The 19,148-nt window shown below is 71.5% G+C and carries 20 protein-coding genes and 2 pseudogenes; 8 read left to right on the top strand and 14 right to left on the bottom strand.

Features of this window, described 5'->3' with window-relative positions:
* A partial coding sequence (locus tag QIS99_RS28030) for a response regulator transcription factor (protein WP_282516489.1) occupies positions 1–810 on the top strand: 810 nt, incomplete at its 5' end.
* A 107-nt stretch (positions 811–917) separates the two neighbouring features.
* Here the strand turns inward: QIS99_RS28030 and QIS99_RS28025 are convergent.
* A complete protein-coding gene (locus QIS99_RS28025) occupies positions 918–1,925 on the bottom strand; it encodes a TauD/TfdA family dioxygenase (protein WP_282516488.1) in 1,008 nt (335 codons plus the stop codon).
* Between the two features lie 128 nt (positions 1,926–2,053).
* Complete coding sequence (locus QIS99_RS28020; RefSeq protein WP_282516487.1) at positions 2,054–2,881, bottom strand: ArsR/SmtB family transcription factor; 828 nt, start codon at positions 2,879–2,881, stop codon at positions 2,054–2,056.
* 64 nt (positions 2,882–2,945) lie between these two features.
* Between QIS99_RS28020 and QIS99_RS28015 the strand changes: the two genes are divergently transcribed.
* Both QIS99_RS28015 and QIS99_RS28010 read left to right on the top strand, forming a co-directional pair.
* Positions 2,946–4,490 (top strand): MFS transporter, encoded by a 1,545-nt coding sequence (locus QIS99_RS28015; protein WP_282516486.1) that lies wholly within the window; start codon positions 2,946–2,948, stop codon positions 4,488–4,490.
* A gap of 236 nt (positions 4,491–4,726) precedes the next feature.
* On the top strand, positions 4,727–5,293 hold the full coding sequence (locus QIS99_RS28010) for a TetR/AcrR family transcriptional regulator (protein ID WP_282516485.1): 567 nt from the start codon (positions 4,727–4,729) through the stop codon (positions 5,291–5,293).
* Between the two features lie 266 nt (positions 5,294–5,559).
* On the opposite strand, the pseudogene QIS99_RS28005 reads toward QIS99_RS28010, so the two are convergent.
* The 7 genes and pseudogenes from QIS99_RS28005 to QIS99_RS27975 all read right to left on the bottom strand — a co-directional run bounded on the left by QIS99_RS28005 (position 5,560) and on the right by QIS99_RS27975 (position 9,913).
* Positions 5,560–6,102 (bottom strand): annotated as a pseudogene (locus tag QIS99_RS28005) (NUDIX domain-containing protein).
* Positions 6,050–6,811, bottom strand: a pseudogene (locus tag QIS99_RS28000) (tetratricopeptide repeat protein); the annotation flags it as partial. The pseudogenes QIS99_RS28005 and QIS99_RS28000, both read right to left, overlap by 53 nt.
* A 74-nt stretch (positions 6,812–6,885) precedes the next feature.
* Positions 6,886–7,428: an NUDIX hydrolase gene (locus QIS99_RS27995; protein WP_282516484.1), complete on the bottom strand. Its 543-nt coding sequence runs from the start codon at positions 7,426–7,428 to the stop codon at positions 6,886–6,888.
* Between the two features lie 5 nt (positions 7,429–7,433).
* Entirely contained in the window at positions 7,434–8,555 is a 1,122-nt protein-coding gene (locus QIS99_RS27990; RefSeq protein ID WP_282516483.1) for an adenosylhomocysteinase, read from the bottom strand.
* Between the two features lie 52 nt (positions 8,556–8,607).
* Complete coding sequence (locus QIS99_RS27985) at positions 8,608–9,078, bottom strand: DUF5949 family protein (RefSeq protein WP_282516482.1); 471 nt, start codon at positions 9,076–9,078, stop codon at positions 8,608–8,610.
* Positions 9,075–9,476: an ATP-binding protein gene (locus QIS99_RS27980; RefSeq protein ID WP_282516481.1), complete on the bottom strand. Its 402-nt coding sequence runs from the start codon at positions 9,474–9,476 to the stop codon at positions 9,075–9,077. The genes QIS99_RS27985 and QIS99_RS27980 overlap by 4 nt, the downstream gene beginning before the upstream one ends.
* 8 nt (positions 9,477–9,484) lie before the next feature.
* Positions 9,485–9,913, bottom strand: coding sequence for a hypothetical protein (locus QIS99_RS27975; protein ID WP_282516480.1), 429 nt, complete (start codon positions 9,911–9,913; stop codon positions 9,485–9,487).
* A gap of 154 nt (positions 9,914–10,067) precedes the next feature.
* On the opposite strand from QIS99_RS27975, the gene QIS99_RS27970 reads away from it, so the two are divergent.
* The 3 genes from QIS99_RS27970 to QIS99_RS27960 are packed head-to-tail and all read left to right on the top strand — an operon-like array spanning position 10,068 to position 12,590.
* Complete coding sequence (locus tag QIS99_RS27970) at positions 10,068–11,189, top strand: helix-turn-helix domain-containing protein (RefSeq protein WP_282516479.1); 1,122 nt, start codon at positions 10,068–10,070, stop codon at positions 11,187–11,189.
* Positions 11,186–11,854, top strand: a complete 669-nt coding sequence (locus QIS99_RS27965) for a YdcF family protein (RefSeq protein ID WP_282516478.1) — start codon at positions 11,186–11,188, stop codon at positions 11,852–11,854. Before QIS99_RS27970 ends, QIS99_RS27965 begins: the two co-directional genes overlap by 4 nt.
* Positions 11,826–12,590, top strand: a complete 765-nt coding sequence (locus tag QIS99_RS27960) for a WbqC family protein (protein ID WP_282516477.1) — start codon at positions 11,826–11,828, stop codon at positions 12,588–12,590. Before QIS99_RS27965 ends, QIS99_RS27960 begins: the two co-directional genes overlap by 29 nt.
* 97 nt (positions 12,591–12,687) lie before the next feature.
* On the opposite strand, the gene QIS99_RS27955 is transcribed toward QIS99_RS27960, so the two are convergent.
* From QIS99_RS27955 to QIS99_RS27945, 3 genes are all read right to left on the bottom strand, one after another.
* On the bottom strand, positions 12,688–13,113 hold the full coding sequence (locus QIS99_RS27955) for a hypothetical protein (protein WP_282516476.1): 426 nt from the start codon (positions 13,111–13,113) through the stop codon (positions 12,688–12,690).
* Positions 13,114–13,188: 75 nt separating this feature from the next.
* Complete coding sequence (locus tag QIS99_RS27950; RefSeq protein WP_282516475.1) at positions 13,189–14,370, bottom strand: pyridoxal phosphate-dependent aminotransferase; 1,182 nt, start codon at positions 14,368–14,370, stop codon at positions 13,189–13,191.
* 67 nt (positions 14,371–14,437) lie between these two features.
* Positions 14,438–15,055, bottom strand: a complete 618-nt coding sequence (locus QIS99_RS27945; RefSeq protein WP_282516474.1) for a cysteine hydrolase family protein — start codon at positions 15,053–15,055, stop codon at positions 14,438–14,440.
* 147 nt (positions 15,056–15,202) lie between these two features.
* On the opposite strand from QIS99_RS27945, the gene QIS99_RS27940 reads away from it, so the two are divergent.
* Both QIS99_RS27940 and QIS99_RS27935 read left to right on the top strand, forming a co-directional pair.
* On the top strand, positions 15,203–17,095 hold the full coding sequence (locus QIS99_RS27940) for an FAD/NAD(P)-binding protein (RefSeq protein WP_282516473.1): 1,893 nt from the start codon (positions 15,203–15,205) through the stop codon (positions 17,093–17,095).
* Positions 17,096–17,173: 78 nt separating this feature from the next.
* The gene (locus QIS99_RS27935) at positions 17,174–17,584 is read left to right on the top strand and encodes a cupin domain-containing protein (protein WP_282516472.1); all 411 of its coding nucleotides are present in this window, start codon (positions 17,174–17,176) and stop codon (positions 17,582–17,584) included.
* 37 nt (positions 17,585–17,621) lie between these two features.
* Here QIS99_RS27935 and QIS99_RS27930 read toward each other — a convergent pair whose 3' ends face one another.
* Together QIS99_RS27930 and leuD are read right to left on the bottom strand one after the other, a co-directional pair.
* Positions 17,622–18,518 carry a LysR family transcriptional regulator gene (locus QIS99_RS27930; RefSeq protein WP_282516471.1) on the bottom strand — a complete coding sequence of 299 codons (897 nt, stop codon included), beginning with the start codon at positions 18,516–18,518 and terminating at the stop codon, positions 17,622–17,624.
* Entirely contained in the window at positions 18,515–19,123 is a 609-nt protein-coding gene (gene leuD, locus QIS99_RS27925) for a 3-isopropylmalate dehydratase small subunit (RefSeq protein ID WP_282516470.1), read from the bottom strand. The genes QIS99_RS27930 and leuD overlap by 4 nt, the downstream gene beginning before the upstream one ends.
* Positions 19,124–19,148: the final 25 nt, after the last annotated feature.

Genomic DNA, 19,148 nt, shown 5'->3' with positions numbered 1-19,148 from the left:
CGGGCGGGGCCCGGACCGTCCGGGCCCGGCCCGCTCGTGGCCACCGCGGTGGCTGGGAACGGAGATCGGAGTATCGGAGTGGAGATGACCGTGGATTACGCGGCGGACGGTCTGGTGCTGCGGTACGAGCAGGAGCGTCCGGACGTGTGCGTGCTGCTCGCCGATGCCGATCCGGTGGCCCGGCATGTGCTCGCGGCGGCGCTCGGCGGCGCGGACGGGGTCACGGTGCTCGGCACCGCCGACAGCCGGGAGCCGCTGCACCGCTGGCCGCTGGCCGGAGTGCAGGTCGTCGTGCTCGCGGACGGCTCGCGAGCCCAACCCGGTCCGCTCGCCGGGGAGTTGGTGCACAAGGGCATCCGGGTCCTGCTCCTCGGCACGGGCTGGACCGGCCGCTCGCTCGGGGCCGCGCTCGCCACGGGCTGTGCGGGCGTCCTCGTCAAGGACCCGGAGATCGGCCGGCTCGCGGCGGCGGTGCGGGCGGCGGCGGCCGGGTACGTGGTGGTGTCGCCGGAGCTCGTGGGCCTGTGGCCGCCGCAGCAGCCCCGGCCCGCCGCGGCGCACCGGCCGCGCCGCGAGGACCGTACGGCCGGTCTGCTCCTTCGCTCCCTCACGGAGCGGGAGCGGGAGGTGCTCACGCTGCTCGCCGAGGGGCTGTCCACGCGCGAGGCGGCCCGCCGTCTCAAGGTCACGCCTGCGACGGTCAAGAGCCATGTCTCGCACGCCCTGGCCAAGTTGTCGGTGCGCAACCGCCTGGAAGCGGTCCTGCTGATGCGCCAGGCGCTGGACGGGGACCGGCCGCCGTGGTCGTGAGTTTCCGGGCCTTTCCGGGTACGCAGATCCGGCCGACGGTGCCCGGGGGCGGGCTGCACCGTCGGCCGGAGGTTCTGGGTCACTGACGTTCTGCGTGTGCGGCCGGGTCAGTCGCCCACGCGCCCGCGCACCCCGTCGAGCCAGCGGTCCGCGTGCTGTTCGGCGGCGGCCGCGTCCCGGAAGGCGTACGTCTTCAGGAGCCAGCGGCGCCGCGCCCTGGCCGGGTCGTTGATCTCCATCTTGTCGCGGCTGTGCAGCCCGTCCTGGTTGGCGAAGGTGAACAGGTCGCCGGTGCGGATGCGGTGCCGGGTCTTGTCCGCGCGCACCATCGCGTTCTTCAGGGCGAGCAGCGCGTCCTTCGCGGATTCGGGGGCGCCCGGGGCGGTCGTGGTGCAGGTGTCCAGGTAGCGGAAGCTGTGGTGGTTCTCCAGGATCGGGTGGACCTCGGAGACCGTCAGATCCTTGTTGTTGTCCCGCGAGAACACGTCGAACGGGGTGATGAACTGCGCCTCCCTGAGCTGCAGTCGGTCCTGATCGCTCAGCTGCGCGAGCAGGTCGCGGCCGTCCGTGAAGCCGGTGTAGACGAAGTCGCCCTCGGGGCAGTTCATGCCGAGCAGCGAGATGAAGTCCGCGCGCACGGGGTGCGCCGTACGGTCGTTGTGGTAGACGAGCTCGCTGTCGCTGAAGCCGGTCTGCATGCCGCTGTAGCGGTTGATCGCGACGACGTCCGTGAAGAAGTCGCCGTTGAACCGCGTCGCGTACGACAGCAGCGGGGTCTGCACCAGCTGCGCGAACAGTTCGAGGAACGCCTCGCCGACGAAGGTCTTCTTCTTCGCGTGCTTGTCCGCGACCGGGTCGTCCAGGTCGAGGACCGGGATCTCCTCGTCCAGCGGGCAGTTGCGGAGCACATGGGCGTCGGAGGCGCCGCTGCTGCGGTCGGCCCTGATCCGCGCGCAGACCTCGGTGAAGAACCCGGGCACCTCTCCCCGGGCCACCACGTCGCCGACGGCGCGGGAGAAGTCCTCGTAGTCCTCGTACGGGTGCTTGGCCACGGAGAGCAGCACGGCGGCGAGCCGGTCGCGCTCGGCATCGGAGAGTACGTAGGTCGGTTCCATGCCCGCAGCCTCCCGCCCGCCCGACCCCCGCACATCGGCTGACGGAGGAGCCCGGCGCGGGGGCGTACGCCAACGGTGGGGGCGGGGTCGGCCGAAGGTGGAGGGCGCCCGTGCAGTCCTGTCCCGGGTCAGTCCGAGAGGACCAGGCCCAGGGAGCGTTCCAGGCCCACCGCGCCCTCGTCCGTCAGGTGGACGACTCGGGGGGCCGTGCCCCAGCGGATCCAGCCGAGGGTGAAGAGGCGGGACGTGAGGGCCGCGCCGAGGCCGCCGGCCAGGTGGTGCTGGTGTTCGCTCCAGTCGACGCAGTAGCGGATCGCGGGGCGGCGGGGCGGAAGCCGGCCGGCGTCGACGCCGAGTCCGGCCAGGGTCGTGCGGCCCTCGTCCGTGAGGTCGTAGTGCACGTCGCGGCCGTACGCGGAGGGGCGGTCCCGTACGGCTTCCTTCGGGCGGTGGATGCCGTCGTGGCCGGTCAGCACATTCCGTTCGATCAGGGTCCGCATCAGGGCGACGCCGAGCTGCCCGGCGAGGTGGTCGTAGCACGTGCGCGAGCGGTGCAGGGCGTTGGCGCGGCTGCTCTGCCGGAGCGAGGTGATGGCCAGGGGCGGGGCGATCAGGGCGAGCGCCTCCAGGGCGGCGCTGACGTCTGGCCCCGCCAGGCGGTAGTAGCGGTGGCGGCCCTGCTCCTTGACGGTGAGCAGCTCGCCCTCGACGAGCTTGGCGAGGTGCGCGCTGGCGGTCGCGGCGCTGATGCCCGCCTCGCCGGCCAGCGCACTGGCGGGCAGGGCCCGGCCGTCGGCCAGGCACTTGAGGATGCGGGCGCGCGACGGGTCGGCGACGAGGGCGGCCGCGCGGGCGATGTCGGTCTGATGCTTGAGCGGCTCGCCGGGCTGTCCCTCCGCAGCGGGCTGTCCCTTGGCCTTACCGGTCTGTCCCTTGGCCTTGCTGGCTTTCGGCATGGTCTCAGCGTACGACAACGACACTTCGGTGTCTGACGAAGCGTCTGGCGCTGATGCTTTCTCCATGACCAGCGTAGAGATCACCCCCGGTACGCCGCGGACGGCCCAGCAGCCCGCCGCGCCCGCCGCGCCCGCCGCCCCAGAAACTCCCGCCGCGGCGCCGGGCGGTGGCAGGCCCGCGCTTGCCCTGCCGCCGCTGCTCGCGCTCAGCCTCGGCTACTTCCTGGTGATGCTCGACGTCACCGTCGTCAACGTGGCCATCCCCGACATCCGCGCCTCCCTGGACACCGGCACCGCCGCACTCCAGTGGATCGTCGACGGCTACAGCACCGTCTTCGCCGGGCTGCTGCTCCTCGGCGGCGGCCTGGCCGACCGGCTCGGGCACCGCCGGATGTTCCTCACCGGCCTCGGCGTCTTCAGCGCCGCCTCCCTCGCCTGCGGCCTCGCCGCCACCCCCGGCGCGCTGATCGCCGGGCGGCTTGCCCAGGGCGCGGGCGCCGCGCTGCTCGTACCCGCCTCGCTGGCGCTGCTGCAGGCCACCTACCCGGACCGGGCCGTGCGGGCCAGGGCCATCGCGATCTGGGGCGCCGTCGCCTCGGTGGCGTTCGGCGCGGGACCGGCGGTCGGCGGGCTGCTCGTCGCCGGGTTCGACTGGCGCGCGGTGTTCTGGCTGAACCTGCCGGTCGCCGCCCTCGCCATCTGGCTGACCCTGCGTCACATTCCGCTCTCCGCCCGCAAGTCGGACGCCCGCGAGTCGGACGCTCGCAAGCCGGACGGCCGCAAGCCGGACGCCCGCAGGATGGACCCCGCCGGTCAGATCCTCGGCATCGTCGGACTCGTCGCCCTGGCCGGCGGCCTCAACGAGGCGGGCTCGCAGGGCTGGACCTCGCCGCTCGTGCTGTCGGCGTTCGCCGTCGGCGTCGCCGCGCTGACCGCCTTCGCGCTGGTCGAGCGCACCCTGGAGAGCCGCGAGGCGCAGGGCCGTACCCGGCGCGCACCGCTGCTGCCGCCGTCCCTGTTCCGCTCCCGCGCCTTCACCTCGACCGCCGCGATCGGCCTGCTGATCAGCCTGGGCTACTACGGCATGCTCTTCCTGACCACCCTCTACTTCCAGCAGGAGCGCGGCTTCAGCGTCCTGGCCACCGGTCTCGCCCTGCTGCCCTCGGTCTGCATGGGCCTGATCGCCGCCCCGCTGTTCAGCCGCGTCGCCGCCCGCACCGGCCCGTACGTCCCGATGGCTGCCGGGCTCGTCCTCGGCACGGCGGGCTTCCTCGGCTGGCTGCTCGCGGGCCCCGGTACCTCGTACCCGGTGCTGCTGTTCGCCCTGGTCGCGACCGGTCTCGGCCAGACCATGACCGCGCTCGCCGCCACCGCCGCCATCATCGAGTCCGCCCCCGCGTCGGGCGCCGGCATCGCCTCCGCCGTCTTCAACGTCTCCCGGCAGGTCGGCAGCGCCGTCGGCGTGGCCCTGTTCGGCACGTTCGCCGCGACCGCCGCCGACTTCACCACGGGCCTGCACCTCTCGGCCACTCTCGCCGCGGCCGCCTTCGCCTGCGGGGCGGTCCTCGCCTGGACGGTACGGCGCAACGTGGAGCGGCGGGACGTGTGAGGGGGCGCCGGGGGAGCGTGAAGTGGGGGCCGGGCGGAACGTATGCGGCGGGCCGCCGGAACGTGTGCGGCGGCCCGGCGGAGCACGTACCGCAGCCCGGCGGAGCACGTACCGCAGCCCGGCGGAGCACGTACCGCAGCCCAGCGAAAAGCCCGAACGGGCGCATCGAAAGGTCCGATCGGCGGCCCTGTCCAACCCTTGGGAAAGACTCCCGCCCCGTCGATAGAGTGCCGCGCATGGCGACCCCAGAACGGCTGATCGAGGCCACCCGCGAACTGCTCTGGGAGCGGGGCTACGCAGGCACCAGCCCCAAGGCGATCCTGCAGCGCTCGGGCGTCGGCGTCGGCAGCATGTACCACCACTTCGACGGCAAGGCGGGCCTCGCCCGCGCGGCGACGGAGCGCAGCGCACAGGAGCTGATGGACGCGGCCGAGGCGCACTTCTCCGGCCCCGGCCCGGCGACCCGGCGCATCGCCTCGTACCTGCTGCGCGAGCGGGACGTGCTGCGCGGCTGCCCGGTCGGCCGGCTCGCGATGGACTACGACGTCGTCGAGAACCCCCGCCTCCGCGCCCCGCTCGACGAGCTGTTCGGCTGGCTCCGCACCCGCCTCGCGGACCTGGTCGCCGAGGGCCGGTCGGCGGGCGAGATCGACGCCCGGCTCGACCCGCAGGCGGTCGGCGCGACCCTGGCGGCGGTGGTGCAGGGCGCCTACGTGACGGCCCGCTCCGCGGAGTCCACCGAGCCCTTCGAGGCGGCGGTCCGGGGGGCGTTGCAGCTCATCGGGTACGAGGAGGAGTGTTAGCCGGGCGGCAGGGGCGGGGCGCCCGGGACCGCCGACGCGCTCAGACGGCCTCGTACTGCGCGGCCAGACCTTGCGGGTCGTCCTCAGGCCGTGCCTGCTCGTACACCGCGCCGGCGGCCTGCCGTTCCCATTCGGGGGTGTCGTCCCAGGGGGTCACGTACCCGGCCTTCGGCTCGCCGGGGAAGTGCTCACGTACACCGGCGATCCAGGCCTCGCGGAAGAGCCGGGCCCCTTCGGTCTGCGACCGGCTTACCCCATTCTCGGGATCAGGGACGGGTCCAGCCGTCGAGGGAGACCTCGGGGCCGCCGTCGAGATAGCGGCGCAGCGCGCTGTGCGTGGTGTCCACGAACTCCTCCGGAATGGCATCGGCATCGACCCACCGCACCTGGGCGTGCTTCCGCGGCTCCCGGTTCTCGGGTTCTCCCGTCTAGTCGTGCGCGGCGAAAACCACGGTGAGGAAGCCGTTCGGGGCCTCGACTCCCCAGGCGCCGTGGATGATGTGGGCGACCCTCAGAGCTTGCGGCTGCACGGTCAGGCCGGTCTCCTCGTACAACTCACGCACCGCGGTCCCGGTGATGGGCTCGCCGGGCTCACTCTTGCCGACGGGGAGGTCCCACATGCCCTGGGCGAACTTCGCGTTCTGACTGCGCTGCAGGAGGACGATTCGGTCGGCGGCCCGGTCGTGGACGATGACGGCGGCGACCAGCAGTGTCATGGAGTCGAGGGCGGGCTCGATGGCCTTGGGCTGTTGGTCGTCAGTGGTCGGCTGAGCCACGGTGGTCCCTTCGTCGGCCGGGTTGTTCGGCATGTTGGGCGAGCGCTTCGCGTGCTCTGCGGGCGAGTTCGGCAGAACCGGGCACGCCGCGGCGTCGGTAGACGGCGAGAGTGGAGAGCAGGGACGTGACTGCCTTATGGGTGCGGTCGGAGACCATGCCTCCCATCAGCGTCAGTGCCTGATCCCAGGCCGCCACTGCCTCGTCCGCGCGGGCCTGCGCTGCGAGGCTGTCCCCGAGATCGGCGTGCGTCAGGGCGTGGACGCGCTTGAACTTCACGGGGTCCCAGCGGGCCAGGGCGTCGCGGTGCTGCTGCTCGGTGCCGATGTGGTCCGCAAGGTCGGTGAGCGTGCGGGCGGTATGGCTGGCGACCGTTCCGGCCGCCGGGCCGCTGACGCGGGAGTAGCCGGGCTGCGGCCCGTCCTCCCGAAGCAGTGCGTCCTCGGCGGCCAGAAGCGCGCGGGCGGCGGAGGGGCTGTCTCCGGTGGCCGCATAGGCGCGCGCGTGCGTGATGTGGAGCAGGGCCTCGGTCTGGCCGTCGACGTGCCCGGCGCCGCGAGTGAGGGCGGCTGCCGCGAGGTCGATGCAGTGATGGGGTTGCTTGAGACTGAGAGCCTGATGGGCCAGGGCTCGCATCATCCAGGCGGCGTGGCCGTGGGGGTCGGCTTCGCAGGCAAGTTGGTATCCCACCTGGTAGTAGCGCTGCGCAGCGCCTTCCTGGCCGAGGTCGTGGTGCTTCCAGCCTGTCGCTGGGCGGGCTGGGAGGCCGCCCCCGCGCGCGTCGGGGGTCGCAGGCGCAGGGGCGGCCGGTCTTGGGGTCAACGCAGTGCTTGGGCGACGCGCTGACCCAACCTCTCGTCGTGGAGGGCGCCGACCGTTCGCCAGGCAGCGTCGGAGACTTCTTCGGCCTGGAGTTCGCCGATGTCGGCGGTGGTGCGGAAGAGGAAGCGGAAGTCGAAGTGCTGGTGGGCGGGCTCGCCCTTGGCGAGGTTGGCGTCGATGGGGTGGATGTCGATGTGGAGCGGAGTCTCGCCGTGCGGGGTGACGACGTGGGGCGGGATGCCGGTCTCCTCTGCGAGTTCGCGGCCGGCGGCCTGCAAGAGCGTCTCATCCGAGGGCTCCAGATGACCGCCGGGCAAAAGCCACTTCTGGGTGACGTTGTGGAGAATGTGCAGGATGCGGCCGTCAGGGCCGACGAGGATAGCCCCTGCGGTGACGTGGCCGGGCAGGGTCTTGCGGTTGGTGAGGTCGTCGCCGTCGTCCAGGAGGCCGAGGACGACGCCGAGTTCGCGCTTGTCCTCGGGGTGTTCGTCGAGGTAGGCGGCGATGGTGGTGCGGATGTGGTTGGCCGTGATGGTCATGGTGATCACCTGTTGAAGTAGGAGAGCCAGGTCGCCGCGATGGCTTCGCGGTCGGGTGCGGGGACCTCATGGATGCCGGGGGCGAGGTCGCCGCGGGTGAGCATCCTGATCGCGGCGAGGATCTCGGCCTGGACCAGGAAGATGAACGGCCCAACGCTGGCGCCGTGGATGAAGTTGACGGCGTTGCCGCCGTTCGCCAGATAGAAGTAGTGACCGGTGGTCTGGTAGCGGGTGACGTGGTCGCCGACCTGGGTGCGGGTGTAGACGTCGGGGAGTCCGGCGAGGTCGAGTTCGTCCTCGCTGCTCGTGACGGTGGCGACGTAGGCGCCATTACGCAGGTGGGAGAAGTCCTCGCCGCGCAGGGAGACGGCGCCGGTCGCGCAGAGGACCAGGCCGGCGCCGGTCAGGGCGGCTTCGCGGTCGCGGGCGACGGTGAATCCTTGGGAGAGGGCCTGGGTGCGGCGGACGGGGTCGATGTCGAAGACTGTGACCTGGACGCCTTTGGCGTGCAGGAGGCGGGCGATCGAGCTGCCGAGCTTGCCGAAGCCGATCACCAGGGCGGGGCGGCCGTGGAGGATGTCACCGCGATCGCGCATGACGGCCTCGGTGGAGAAGACTACGGACTGGCCGACGAGGAAGTCTTCGGGGTCCTTCAGCGGTGAGCGGGCGACGGAGATGACGGGGCAGGGCAGTTTGTCGAGGTCCTCGTAGCGGCGGTGCCCGTTCTCGGTGTCCTCGATCACCCCGGCGAGCTGGCCGGTGAAGCGGTTGTGGACGTCGGCGAGGCTGGGGGCGAAGTAGCCGCCGACGTCCAGCAGGGTGACCGTCTGGTCGGCGGCACGGGATTCGAGGTAGTCCAGAGCGTCGTCGGCCTGGGCGAACAATTCGCGGGTGAGGGTGTCGACCATGTGCGTCTGCTCGACCTCGCGCTTCGCGGCCGGGTGGACGGACTTCGGCTTGGGCAGCACCGCGGTGAGCCGGGTCATCGCGGCGACCGCGCGGACGAACGCGGGACGCTCGGCCAGCAGGTGCGTGATCAGGAACGACGCTGTCTGCTCACCCGGGGCGAACTGGGCGGCGATCCGGGCGAAGTAGGCGTCCAGCCGGGCGCGTTCGAAGGTTTCCATGGCAGTTCCCTCTCATCCGTTCCGTCCGGGGGCCGTGCGAGGAGATCCGGTTTCAGCGGGTGCGGGCGCGTCCTAACAGCAGCCGGTCGGCTGCGAGCGCTGCATCCAGGTAGGCGTCGACCTTGGCGGCGTCAGCGGACTGCGGCAGGGGGTCCAGCCCGAGCAGGAGAATTGCCTCGCCGCTGCGGGCGACCAGTTCGGTCCAGGACCGACGGGTAGGCAGCCGCAGCCGCCGGGAGGCGCCGGGGAAGTGCACCAGCACCTGGTCGCCGACGATCTGCAGGCAACGCTCCAGCTCCGGGATGACCTCCCGGGCGCCGGCCAGGCCACCGAGGCTGGCGGACAGCCGCCGCATCCGGGCCTCGGCCGTCTCAGCGGTGCCCGAGCCGGTCAGGGCAGGGGTGTGGGTGATCAGGATGTGCGCGATCTCGCGGCCGTCCGGGCGGGTGCCGGTCCAGGTCCAGGCGGCGAGCGACACCAGCAGCCGCAGCTCAGGGCCGGGCGGAGTGAGCAGGACGCTCATGCTGTCGTGCCTCCCGTGGCCTTGAAGCAGGACCAGATGATCTTCCCGAACGGAGTGCGGTCCTTGACTCCCCAGCCGTCGGCGAGCGCGTTCACCAGGATCAGCCCGCGTCCGGAGGTGTCCGTGTCGGCGGCCTGCCGGGCTTCCGGGTGGTGGCCGCGGCTGTCGTGCACTTCCAGGCGTACGACTTCCTCGTCGGCGTCGAGCTTGACCAGGAAACCGTGTCCGGGGGCAGTGCCGTGGACCAGGGCGTTGGTGGCGAGCTCGGAGACGCAGAGCCGGACGTCCTCGGCGCGGTCCGGCAGGCCCCAGTCGGTCAGGGCCTCAGAGGTGAAGGACCGTGCCTGGCTGACCGACTCGGGCCGCGCGTCGAAGAACCGCTGGGTCGTCTTGGTCATCACGGTCCTCATGACTCGGCGTCCAGGACGCGGGTGGTGCCTGGGTGACGGCGACGGACGGGACCGCTGCGGGAGACGGAGTGGTGGGCCGTGCGGGGCCCCCGGACCAGCAGCACCCGCGAGCCGGCCGCCTCGATCCGCCACCCGCGTTCAGCGGCTATGGCCTTCGGCCCCAGGTGCGACATGGCCGGGGCGACGACGCCGTAGACGTCTGGCAGCGCGAGCACGTCCAGCAGCCCGGTGAACGCCGCCGAGGCGGGACCGGCGGACGCGTCGCGGTCGGTGAAGACGCCGGACAACTGCAGCTCGTGGCTGCGGCAGTACTCGACGAGCGAGGCGACCAGCGCGTCCTGCCGCGCCTGGGAGACCCGCACCAGCCGCAGGAAGCCGTAAACGACCGGGCCGCTGACCGGGCGATGCTCCGTGAGGGGTTCCATGCTCAGGACCATGCAAAAGACTCGACAAGTGGTGACGCTCTGAGCGTGGCGCCCGGCCAACTCGCGGCCAATCACCGGCCGTTCTACTTCCGTTCCACTTCCGTCCCGCCGACTGCACGGATCTGCTTCGATGACTGGTGGAAGGGAGTGACGCGTGGCGACCGTGCACCACTGGACCGGCCTGGAGGCCAAGGCCCTGCGGCTCGCCCTGCGACTGAGCGTGCGGGCCTTCGCCCAGCAGCTCGGCCTGGCCGTCGAGACCGTGTCCAAGTGGGAGAGCAAGCTCGCCGACACCGAGCCCAGACCCGACACCCAGGCCATCCTCGACACTGCCCTCGGCCGCGCGGACGCCGCCGTCCACCTGCGGTTCGAAACGCTCCTGTCCGAGATGACCAGCCCGGTGCAGAACGCCGGCCGACGCCGCGTCACCGCCTCCGGTCCCAGAACCTGGGAGTACGAGTCCTGGGCCGACGACCTGGACCGCGTCGTGGTCGCCCTCTCTCGGCAGAACTTCGCCTCCGCCAACAGTCTTATTACCCGGTGGCTGAGCCGGTTCAAGGCCCCTGACCTGGACGAGAAGGGCCTCTACCTCTTTGCTCGTTCCACCGCTCTGCTCGGCGACCTTAAGCGATACCAGGGGACGTTCGAGGGGCTGATGTCCGCCCGGCACTCCTATGCCGGCGCCCGCGCGGTCTTTACCCAGCTCGACATCCCCCGCCGAGTCGCCCAGCTCGATCTGTCCCTCGCGGTGGTCGCCGAGATGTCCGGCAAGCTGAAGGTCGCCGCCCGCGCCTACGAGACCCTCGCCGTCGACGAACGGCTCTCCTCTCTTGACCGGGCGAGGGCCCAACTATGGGTGGGGACCGCGCTGAGCAAGGACGGCGAGCACGACTACGCGACCCGCGTCATGCAGGCCGCGACCCGCGACTTCGAGAATCTCGCCGAGATCGACGACTGGTCGGTCGCCCACCAGAAACTCGCTCTCGCCCGCCGAGGGGCCGGCGACCTCGCCGCAGCGTTCCGATTCCTCGATATCGCCTGCACCACGGGCAGCGCGGAGTCCCCGATGCAGCGGGTGCAGCTGACCACCGCACAAGCCCACATCCTGCGCACCGACCCTGCCACCCACGATGCAGGGCTCCGCCTTCTCGACGACGCGGCACGCATCGCGGCCGAGGCCGGTCTGGGACATCAGCTGCGTAGCATCGAGGCGATCAGACGCACGTGCGAGGGAGCATTCAGATCGCCGCATCAGCGAACAGGGAGTGCAGAGTGACGGACGAACGACCGCAGGAGATTACCGAGAGCCAGCGGCAGGCCGCCCAACTGATCTGGGATTACCACCACATGGGGCACGATCTCCACGCGTGCGACGCGGCAGTGGCCCTGGGATGCAACGACCTCGGCGTCAGCACCTACAGCGCCAACCTGTACAAGACCGGCCTCTTCCCCACTCTCGTGTTCACCGGCGGCAACAGCTCAGCCACCAGCGACGTATTCCCCCGTGGCGAGGCCGTGCATTTCCGCGAACACGCTCTCACGCTCGGCGTTCCCGACCAGGCGATGCTGCTGGAGCCGAAGGCCGCCAACACCGGCCAGAACATCGCCTTCGCGCGCGACGCCCTCGCTGCCGCCGGCTCACGGCCGCGTTCCGTACTGCTCATCACCATGCCGTACATGGAGCGACGGGCGTTCGCCACCTGCCAAAAGCAGTGGCCCGACGTCGAAGTGATCTGCACCTCCGACCCGTTGTCGCTCGACGCCTACCTCAAGGGCATGGGCGACGAGAAGACAGTGATCAGCATGATGGTCGGCGACCTGCAACGGGTCATCGAGTATCCGGCACTCGGCTTCGCCATCTCCCAGCCTGTCCCGGAGGATGTGCGTGCAGCGTACGAGCTCCTCGTCCATGATGGCTTCACCGCCTACCTCGCCGCGTGACCTGCCCGAGCCGGGCGGGTTGTGTGCCATCCACCAGCCGAATTTCCTGCCCCGGCTGACCACGCTGGCCAAGCTGTTCGCGGCGGACTACTGGATCGTCCTGGACGACGTGCAGTTCACCCGCCGCGACTACCAGCACCGAGCCCGCCTCGCGAACCTCGGCGACCCCGCCGGTCAGCAGTGGCTTACCATCCCCACCCGCCTGCCGAGCGGACGGCCCACCCTCATCCGCGACGCCGTGATCGACTACCCGGACCTGGCCCGCCGCAGGACCGCAGGGATGCTGCGGCAGCACTATGGGGCCAGCCCTCACTGGCCCGCCCTCGCCGAGGCCCTGGATCCGGTGCTGGATGCATTCGACACCGGCAAGACCGCGACGGTTGCCGAGACCTCCACCCGCGTCCTGCTGGACCTGCTGGGCTGGAAGGGCCAGGTCCTCACCAGCAACCCTCTGCCGGCCCGGCCGGGCCGCTCCGTCCGGCTCGCGGACCTTTCCGCGGCGACCGGCGCCCGCGCGTATCTGTGCGGGACCGGCGGCATGACCTATCTCGACCAGAACCCGTTCGCGGACCAGGACATCGCCGTGGCACCGTTCCGGCCGCCCACCACCGGCATCTGGTCCTCCGGCCGACGGCTCAGTGCCCTGTGGGCGATGGCGGCGCGCGGTCCGCAGGCCGTGGCCGCCCGCCTTCAAGTCCTCGCATCCGACCAGACCACGCTGCAGACCGCCGCCTGATCGCGGCCGTCCCCCTCCTTGAGGAGGGGGACGTACCACCGAACGTCCCCAGTCGCGTACGACTTCCTCGTGCACCATCGCATACCGATGTCTGCGCTCAGCTGCATGATCCGAAGGGAGCTGAGCCGGGGCGGGCGGCGGGCAAACGCCGCACGTTGCCAGCTGCGGCAGCCTGCTCCCGCAGCTGTTCGATCTCCTGGTGCTGGGCGGCCAGCCGGGAGATCGCGAGGGTCTTGAAGGCCGTGAGCTCGGCGAGATCCGCGTCTCGTTCGGTGAGCCGTTCCTTCAGCTCGGCGACCTGGGCCTTCAACCGCTCGATCTGGGAGACCTTGGGGTCCGTGACCATCCCGGTTGCCTGGGCCTCCTTCACTCGCCGTTCGAACTCCTCCGCGAGGTGCTGGTAAGGGCCGGGACGTTCTCCCTTCGGATAGAAGCCCGTTCGCGTCACTCCGGCCTCGGCCGCCAGGGTCTTGAGATCGCACCCGCCGCCCGGCGGGATCGTTCCAGCCAGCAGCCGGTCCATCGCCGCCCGGATCGCTGCTTCGTGCGAGGCAACGCCCCCGGCCGCCCCCCGATCAGCCGCAGTGGGCGCCGCCCTTCATGCCCGACCGCCCAACGCCCGCCCCATCCGCTCCACCGCCTCCCGCAGCACCCGTGGGGACGTCGCGAAGGACAGGCGTACGTAGCCCTCGCCGCCCGGGCCGAAGGCTGTGCCCGGCATCAGGGCCACGCCTGTTTCCCGCAGCAGCCACTGCGTGAACGTCGCCGCGTCGGGGAAGTCCGTGGCGCGGATGTCGGCGAAGGCGTAGAACGCTCCGTCCGGAGGTGAACAGGCCACCCCGGGAAGGGAGTTGAGGCCGCTCACCACGAGGTCGCGGCGGGCCGCGTACGCGCGGGCCATCTCCTGGACCGGCTCCTGCGGGCCCGTGAGCGCCGCGACGCCGGCGCGCTGGACGAACGAGCCCGCGCAGCCCACCGTGTGCTGCGCCACCTTGAGGAGCTGGGCCATCAGGTCGGTGGGGCCTGCCGCGTAGCCGAGGCGCCAGCCGGTCATCGCGTAGCCCTTGGAGAAGCCGTTGACCGTGATCGTGCGGTCGGCGCAGCAGGACAGGGAGGCCAGGCTCAGGTGCTCCGTGCCGTCGTACAGGATCTTCTCGTAGATCTCGTCGGCGATGAGCAGTACGTCGTGCTCGGCCGCGAACTGGCTGACGGCGCGGGCCTCTTCGAGGGTGAGAGCCCGGCCGGTGGGGTTGTTCGGCGAGTTCACCAGGAGGGCCTTGGTGCGCGGCGACACGTGCTGTTCGAGCAGCTCCCGGGTGATCCGGAAGCCGTTCGCGCCGTCGAGGGCGACCTGCACGGGCTGCGCGCCGATCAGCCGGGCCATCGCGGTGTAGCTGACCCAGCTGGGTGTCGGTACGAGGAGTTCGTCGCCCGGGTCGAGGACCGTCATGAGGGCGGCGAACAGGGCGTGCTTCGCGGACGGTGTGACGACGACGCCGCTCGCCGGGTCGACCAGCACGCCGTTGTCCTTGGCGAGCTTGTCGGCGACGGCCTGAAGCAGCGCGGGCACGCCGCGGCTCGGGGTGTAGTGCGTGAACCCGTCGTGCAGCGCGCCCACGGCCTCGTCCACGATGTGCTCGGGGGTGTCGAAGTCGGGTTCGCCACCGCCCAGGTCGAGTACCTCCACGCCCTGCGCGCGCAACGCGGCGACCTGGTCGAAGACGGCGTACGTCGCCGACGCGCCGACGGTGCTGAAGCGGGATGCGGCCCGGTTGGCCATGAGTCCTGAACGTCCTTTCCTGACAGGGGAGTTGCAGCAGCTTGTGAGTGCGGCGATCTCAGTGATCTCAGCCGGTCGAGGGCAGCGCGCCCTCGACCGTCGTCACCGTGGCGATCCGCGACAGGACCTTCAGCGCCGCCGCGTGGATCTCCGCGTCCCCCGCGAGCGTCGCGTCCTCCAGGACCTGCACACGGAAGTCGAGGTCGTGCCCGGCCTGCGCCGTCGTCAGGACGACGAGTTCGGTGGAGACCCCGGTGAGCAGGAGTGTGTCGATCTCCCTTGTACGCAGCAGGAGTTCGAGGTTCGTGCCGTGGAACGGGCTGATGCGGTGCTTGGCAACGACCGGCTCCCCGGGCTCGGGCGCCAGCGCGTCGTGCACCTGCGTCGCCCACGTCCCCAGCTTCAGCCGCCCGTCGGCCCTGGCCTTCTCGAAGACCGGTGAACCGGCGGGCCACTCGGTGTAGTCGGCGCTGAAGCCGACGACGACGTAGATCACCGGTATGTCCGCCGCGCGGGCCCGGGCGATCGCCTCGGCGGTCCGCTCCAGGACGCTCCGGTCGCGGGCCTGTGCGAAGTAGCCGTCCGCCGCGTACTTTCCGTCGGGGTGCACGATCTCGTTGATGAGGTCCAGTACGAGAAGTGCCGGGCGCCGTCGGCCGCTGTTGCTGTTGCTGTTGCTGCTCATTTTCTACTTCCCTCTTCCCTTCGCGGCGACATTGCATGAAGAACACTCATGCAATGCATCAATAAACCTGTCTTGAACCGTAGATACAGCGATCCGTATCTTTTTGGTGCGGTGAGACGGATACCGCCGACCGAAAGGTGCAGATAAATGAAGGTGGCAATAGTCGGCAGTGGCCCCAGGGGACTTTCCGTCCTGGAGCGCATGGCGGCCCGCCTCGCCGAGAGCCCCGTCGAGAGCCCCGTCGACGAGAGCCCCGTCGCCGAGAGCCTGGAGATCTATCTCATCGACTCCCACCAGGTGGGCAGCGGCCGCATCTGGCGCACCGACCAGCCGTCCTGGTTTCTGATGAACACGGTCGCCGACGAGGTGTCCGCGTTCTCCGGGCAGCCGGACGGCGGCCCGGCGCGGCCGGGTGCGGGCCCCTCGCTCGCCCAGTGGTGGAGCGCCGGCGACCCGCACTGTCCGGGGCCCAACAGTTATGCGCCGCGCGCCCTGCACGGCCGCTACATGCAGTTCGTTCTGCGGACCATCGAGGAAAACCTCCCCGAGAAAGTCAGGCTCATTCCGGTCAAGGCGACCGTGAATACGCTGCGACGCACCGGCGACGGATATCTCCTCGCCCTCGAAGAAGGCGCCCACCTCACCGTCGACCGGGTCGTCCTGACCACCGGGCACACCACGCCCGAACTCACCGGAACTCAAGCCCGCCTCGCCGCCTTCGCCGAGGAGCACCCGCACCTGCGCCATATCGCGGGCGACTCGGCGGCCGACATGCCGCTCGACGCCGTCCCGGCCGGTTCGGCCGTCGGCGTCCTCGGCCTGGGCCTCTCCTTCTACGATGTGCTCGCGGCGTTCACCGAGGGCCGCGGCGGCGTCTTCGAGGACGACGGCGACGGTGGCCTCGTCTACCGGCCGAGCGGCCGCGAACCCGTGATCGTCGCCGGCTCGCGCAGCGGAATGCCGCTCCCGGCCCGGGGCCGCAACCAGAAGCACCACGACCACCGATACGACCACGTGCTGTTCACGACGGAACGCGTCCTCGCGCACAGCCGCCACGGCGCGCTCTCTTTCGCCGACGACGCCCTGCCCTGGCTCCTCGCCGAGGTCGAACTTGTCTACTACGCAATGACATTGACGGGCCGTCACGGTCCTGGTCGGGCCGCCGCGTTCGAGGCCGAGGTCGTCGCCGCCGCTGAGAACGGCGTGCCCGACGTGGTCGAGATCGCCGCCGGGTACGGGCTCGGTGACGTGCCGCGCATCGACCTGGACGAGCAGGCACGCCCGTTCGCCGGCCGCCACTTCGACAGCCCCGAGGAGTTCCGGCGCGCGCTCACCGCAGCGATCGCCGACGACCTGGCGCACGCCGAGGCCGGTAACGTCGACGACCCGCTGAAGGCCGCGCTCGACGTCATCCGCGACTCCCGCGCCGTGATCCGGGCGCTCGTCGACTTCGGCGGCCTCACCCCGGACTCGCACCGCGAGGACTTCCTCGGCTGGTACGTGCAGCGCAGCTCGTTCCTCGCCGCCGGGCCGCCCCGCACCCGCCTGCGGCAGGTCCGCGCGCTCCTCGACTGCGGCGTGCTGCGCATCGCCGGGCCCGGCACCCGCTTCCTGCCGGACGCCGCATCGGGACGCTTCGCCGTGCACTCGCCGTACGTGGCGGACTCCCGGGTCCTCGTCGACACCGTCGTCGACGCCCGCGTGCCCACGCCCGATGTGCGCCTGGACCCGCACCCGCTGACCCGCAGCCTCCGCGAGCAGGGCATCTGGACCTCGTACGTCAACCACGGCGCGGACGGCGGCCGTTTCGACACCGGCGGGGTCGCCGTCACCGAGGCGCCCTTCCACCCGCTGGACCGCGCGGGCAGGCCCGACGAGGGGCTGTACGTCCTGGGCATCCCCACCGAGCACACCCGCTGGTTCATGCAGGGCGGCAGCAGCAGGCCCGGATTCTGGACGGACTTCGTGCAGAACGCGGACGCCATCGCGGCCGACGTGACCGCGCCCGTCCTCACCTCGTCCGCCCAACTCGCCGCCTAGCAAGCCCAGTTGAACACCCGCAGCCCCACCGCTGCTGGCTCCCGCCGACGCCTTTGACCCAGGAAAGCGAGTACGCCCATGTCCGTCGTCACCAGACCCGCGGCCCCCGAAGCCGAGCCGCAGGAGCGCCATGTCACCGTCGTACGCGACATCTTCGACCCCGTCGGCCTCGACGCGCTGCGCTGGGAGCGCTGGCAGGAGCCCGGCCGCGCAGGCGTCGACGTGCACCGCCTGTACGTCACCGACGACGACGCCTCCGGCGCCGCGATGATCACGCGGATGGCGCCGGGCGCCCACGGCGACCTGCACGAACACCTCGGCTACGAGCTGATCCTCGTACTCGAAGGGGAGCTCTGCAACGACAACGGGGACCGGTACCGGGCCGGTGACCTCGTCGTCGAGGAGCCCGGCAGCGTGCACCGGGTCAGCACCGGGACCGGCTGCACGGTGCTCGGGGTGCGGCACGCGCCGACCCGCCCCGTCGTCTGACCTCCGCCCCGCGCAGCTCGACCGGCGGAGGGCCTGCCTAACTCGCAACGGGCAGCCTCCTCCAGTCGTCGCGCAGCGCCAGTGACCGCGCCACGTCGATGAACGCCGCCACCACCGGGGAGCCCTGCGCCCCCGGTCGGGTGCCGATCCCCAGGTGCCGTACGACCGGCGGCGACAGCGGGACCAGGCGCACCGCGGGCAGCGCCGCCGGGAGCGCGAGCCGCGGCAGGACCGTCGCGCCGAGCCCGGCGGCGACCATGGCGAGCAGCGCGTTGACGTCCCGCACGTGATGACTGATCGCCGGTTCCAGGCCCGCCGTGCGGAAGGCGGCGCGGACCAGCGCCTCGATGCCGCCGACCGGCATCAGGAACGGCTCCCCGTCCAACTGGTCGACGGCCAGGGCCTGTTGGGCCGCAGGAGCGTGACCGAGCGGCAGCACCGCGAACATCTCGTCCTGGAGGAGTGGCGCGGTGGCCAGGCCCCGCTTGGGCAGGCCTACGATGCCGATGTCGATGGCGCGGCCGTGCAGCCACCGGGCGATCTGGGTGTCGCTGCCCTCGCGCAGCTCGATCTCCAACAGCGGGTAGCGGGCGTGCAGTTCGGACATCAGGCCGGGCAGCAGCCGGGCCGCGAAGCTCTGGCTGGTGCCGATCCGCACGGTTCCCTCGGGCTCGGAGCCCGCCCCGCGCGCCGCCTGCCGGACCCGCTCGGCCTCGGCCACCGTGGCGCGGGCCGGGTCCAGGGCCCGGCGGCCGGCGTCGGTGAGCTGCACGCCCGAGCGGTCCCGCACCATCAGCGTCACGCCCAGCTCCGCCTCCAGGCCGGCCATCGCGTGGCTCACCGCGGACTGGCTGATGCCGAGCGCGCGGGCGGCGTTGGTGAAGCTGCCGGTGTCCGCGATGGCGGCGAACGCCGCGCACTGCGACAGCTTCATCGTGCTGCCGCCGACGGCCGCCGCGTCACCGGCAGCGCGGGCCGCCGGGTCGCCTCGTACGCCGCGATGTCCGCCTCGAAGCGCAGGGTGTCGGCTATGGCGTCCAGGCCGCAGAGGAGGCGGCGCCGGGCGTCCTCGTCGAGGGTGAAGCCCTGCACCAGGCCGGCGCACCGCACCTGAAGACGCTCCAGGTCGACGGTGACCGGCACCGCCGGGTCGGCCTCCGTCAGCTCCCACAGGCGCTCCACCACCGCGTCCGGGGCCACGACCGTGAGCAGGCCGTTCATCAGCGAGTTGCCGCGGAAGATGTCCCCGAAGCGGGGCGCGATCACGGCCCGGAAGCCGTAGTCCTGCAGCGCCCACACCGCGTACTCGCGCGACGATCCGGTGCCGAAGTCCTGGCCCGCGAGGAGCACGGACGCGCCGCGGCGTTCCGGTTCCTCCAGGACGAAGCCGTCCTCGGCGCGCCAGTCGGCGAACAGGGCGTCGGCGTGGCCGGTGCGGCTCGTACTGGCGCAGAACCGGACGGGGATGATCTGGTCGGTGTCGACGTCGGTGCGACGCAGCGGGACGGCGGTCCCGCTGTGGACGGTGAACTTCTCCATGACGGTCTCCGGCTCGCGGGTGGGC

It is taken from the genome of Streptomyces solicavernae (assembly GCF_029968095.1).
Taxonomy (GTDB): Bacteria; Actinomycetota; Actinomycetes; order Streptomycetales; family Streptomycetaceae; genus Streptomyces; species Streptomyces solicavernae.
Note: the sequence above shows the minus strand (reverse complement) of the source record. Positions and strands in the feature narration are given on the sequence as shown.

Coding starts and splice junctions, on each gene's coding strand:
- QIS99_RS27950 (WP_282516475.1), bottom strand. CDS start 14,370: ATGGCCAACCGGGCCGCATCCCGCTTCAGCACCGTCGGCGCGTCGGCG.
- QIS99_RS27955 (WP_282516476.1), bottom strand. CDS start 13,113: ATGGACCGGCTGCTGGCTGGAACGATCCCGCCGGGCGGCGGGTGCGAT.
- QIS99_RS27960 (WP_282516477.1), top strand. CDS start 11,826: ATGGCTTCACCGCCTACCTCGCCGCGTGACCTGCCCGAGCCGGGCGGG.
- QIS99_RS28015 (WP_282516486.1), top strand. CDS start 2,946: ATGACCAGCGTAGAGATCACCCCCGGTACGCCGCGGACGGCCCAGCAG.
- QIS99_RS28010 (WP_282516485.1), top strand. CDS start 4,727: ATGGCGACCCCAGAACGGCTGATCGAGGCCACCCGCGAACTGCTCTGG.
- QIS99_RS27995 (WP_282516484.1), bottom strand. CDS start 7,428: ATGACCATCACGGCCAACCACATCCGCACCACCATCGCCGCCTACCTC.
- QIS99_RS27940 (WP_282516473.1), top strand. CDS start 15,203: ATGAAGGTGGCAATAGTCGGCAGTGGCCCCAGGGGACTTTCCGTCCTG.
- QIS99_RS28025 (WP_282516488.1), bottom strand. CDS start 1,925: ATGGAACCGACCTACGTACTCTCCGATGCCGAGCGCGACCGGCTCGCC.
- QIS99_RS27990 (WP_282516483.1), bottom strand. CDS start 8,555: ATGGAAACCTTCGAACGCGCCCGGCTGGACGCCTACTTCGCCCGGATC.
- QIS99_RS28020 (WP_282516487.1), bottom strand. CDS start 2,881: ATGCCGAAAGCCAGCAAGGCCAAGGGACAGACCGGTAAGGCCAAGGGA.
- QIS99_RS27945 (WP_282516474.1), bottom strand. CDS start 15,055: ATGAGCAGCAACAGCAACAGCAACAGCGGCCGACGGCGCCCGGCACTT.
- QIS99_RS27935 (WP_282516472.1), top strand. CDS start 17,174: ATGTCCGTCGTCACCAGACCCGCGGCCCCCGAAGCCGAGCCGCAGGAG.
- QIS99_RS27975 (WP_282516480.1), bottom strand. CDS start 9,913: ATGGAACCCCTCACGGAGCATCGCCCGGTCAGCGGCCCGGTCGTTTAC.
- QIS99_RS27980 (WP_282516481.1), bottom strand. CDS start 9,476: ATGACCAAGACGACCCAGCGGTTCTTCGACGCGCGGCCCGAGTCGGTC.
- QIS99_RS27985 (WP_282516482.1), bottom strand. CDS start 9,078: ATGAGCGTCCTGCTCACTCCGCCCGGCCCTGAGCTGCGGCTGCTGGTG.
- QIS99_RS27930 (WP_282516471.1), bottom strand. CDS start 18,518: ATGAAGCTGTCGCAGTGCGCGGCGTTCGCCGCCATCGCGGACACCGGC.
- leuD (WP_282516470.1), bottom strand. CDS start 19,123: ATGGAGAAGTTCACCGTCCACAGCGGGACCGCCGTCCCGCTGCGTCGC.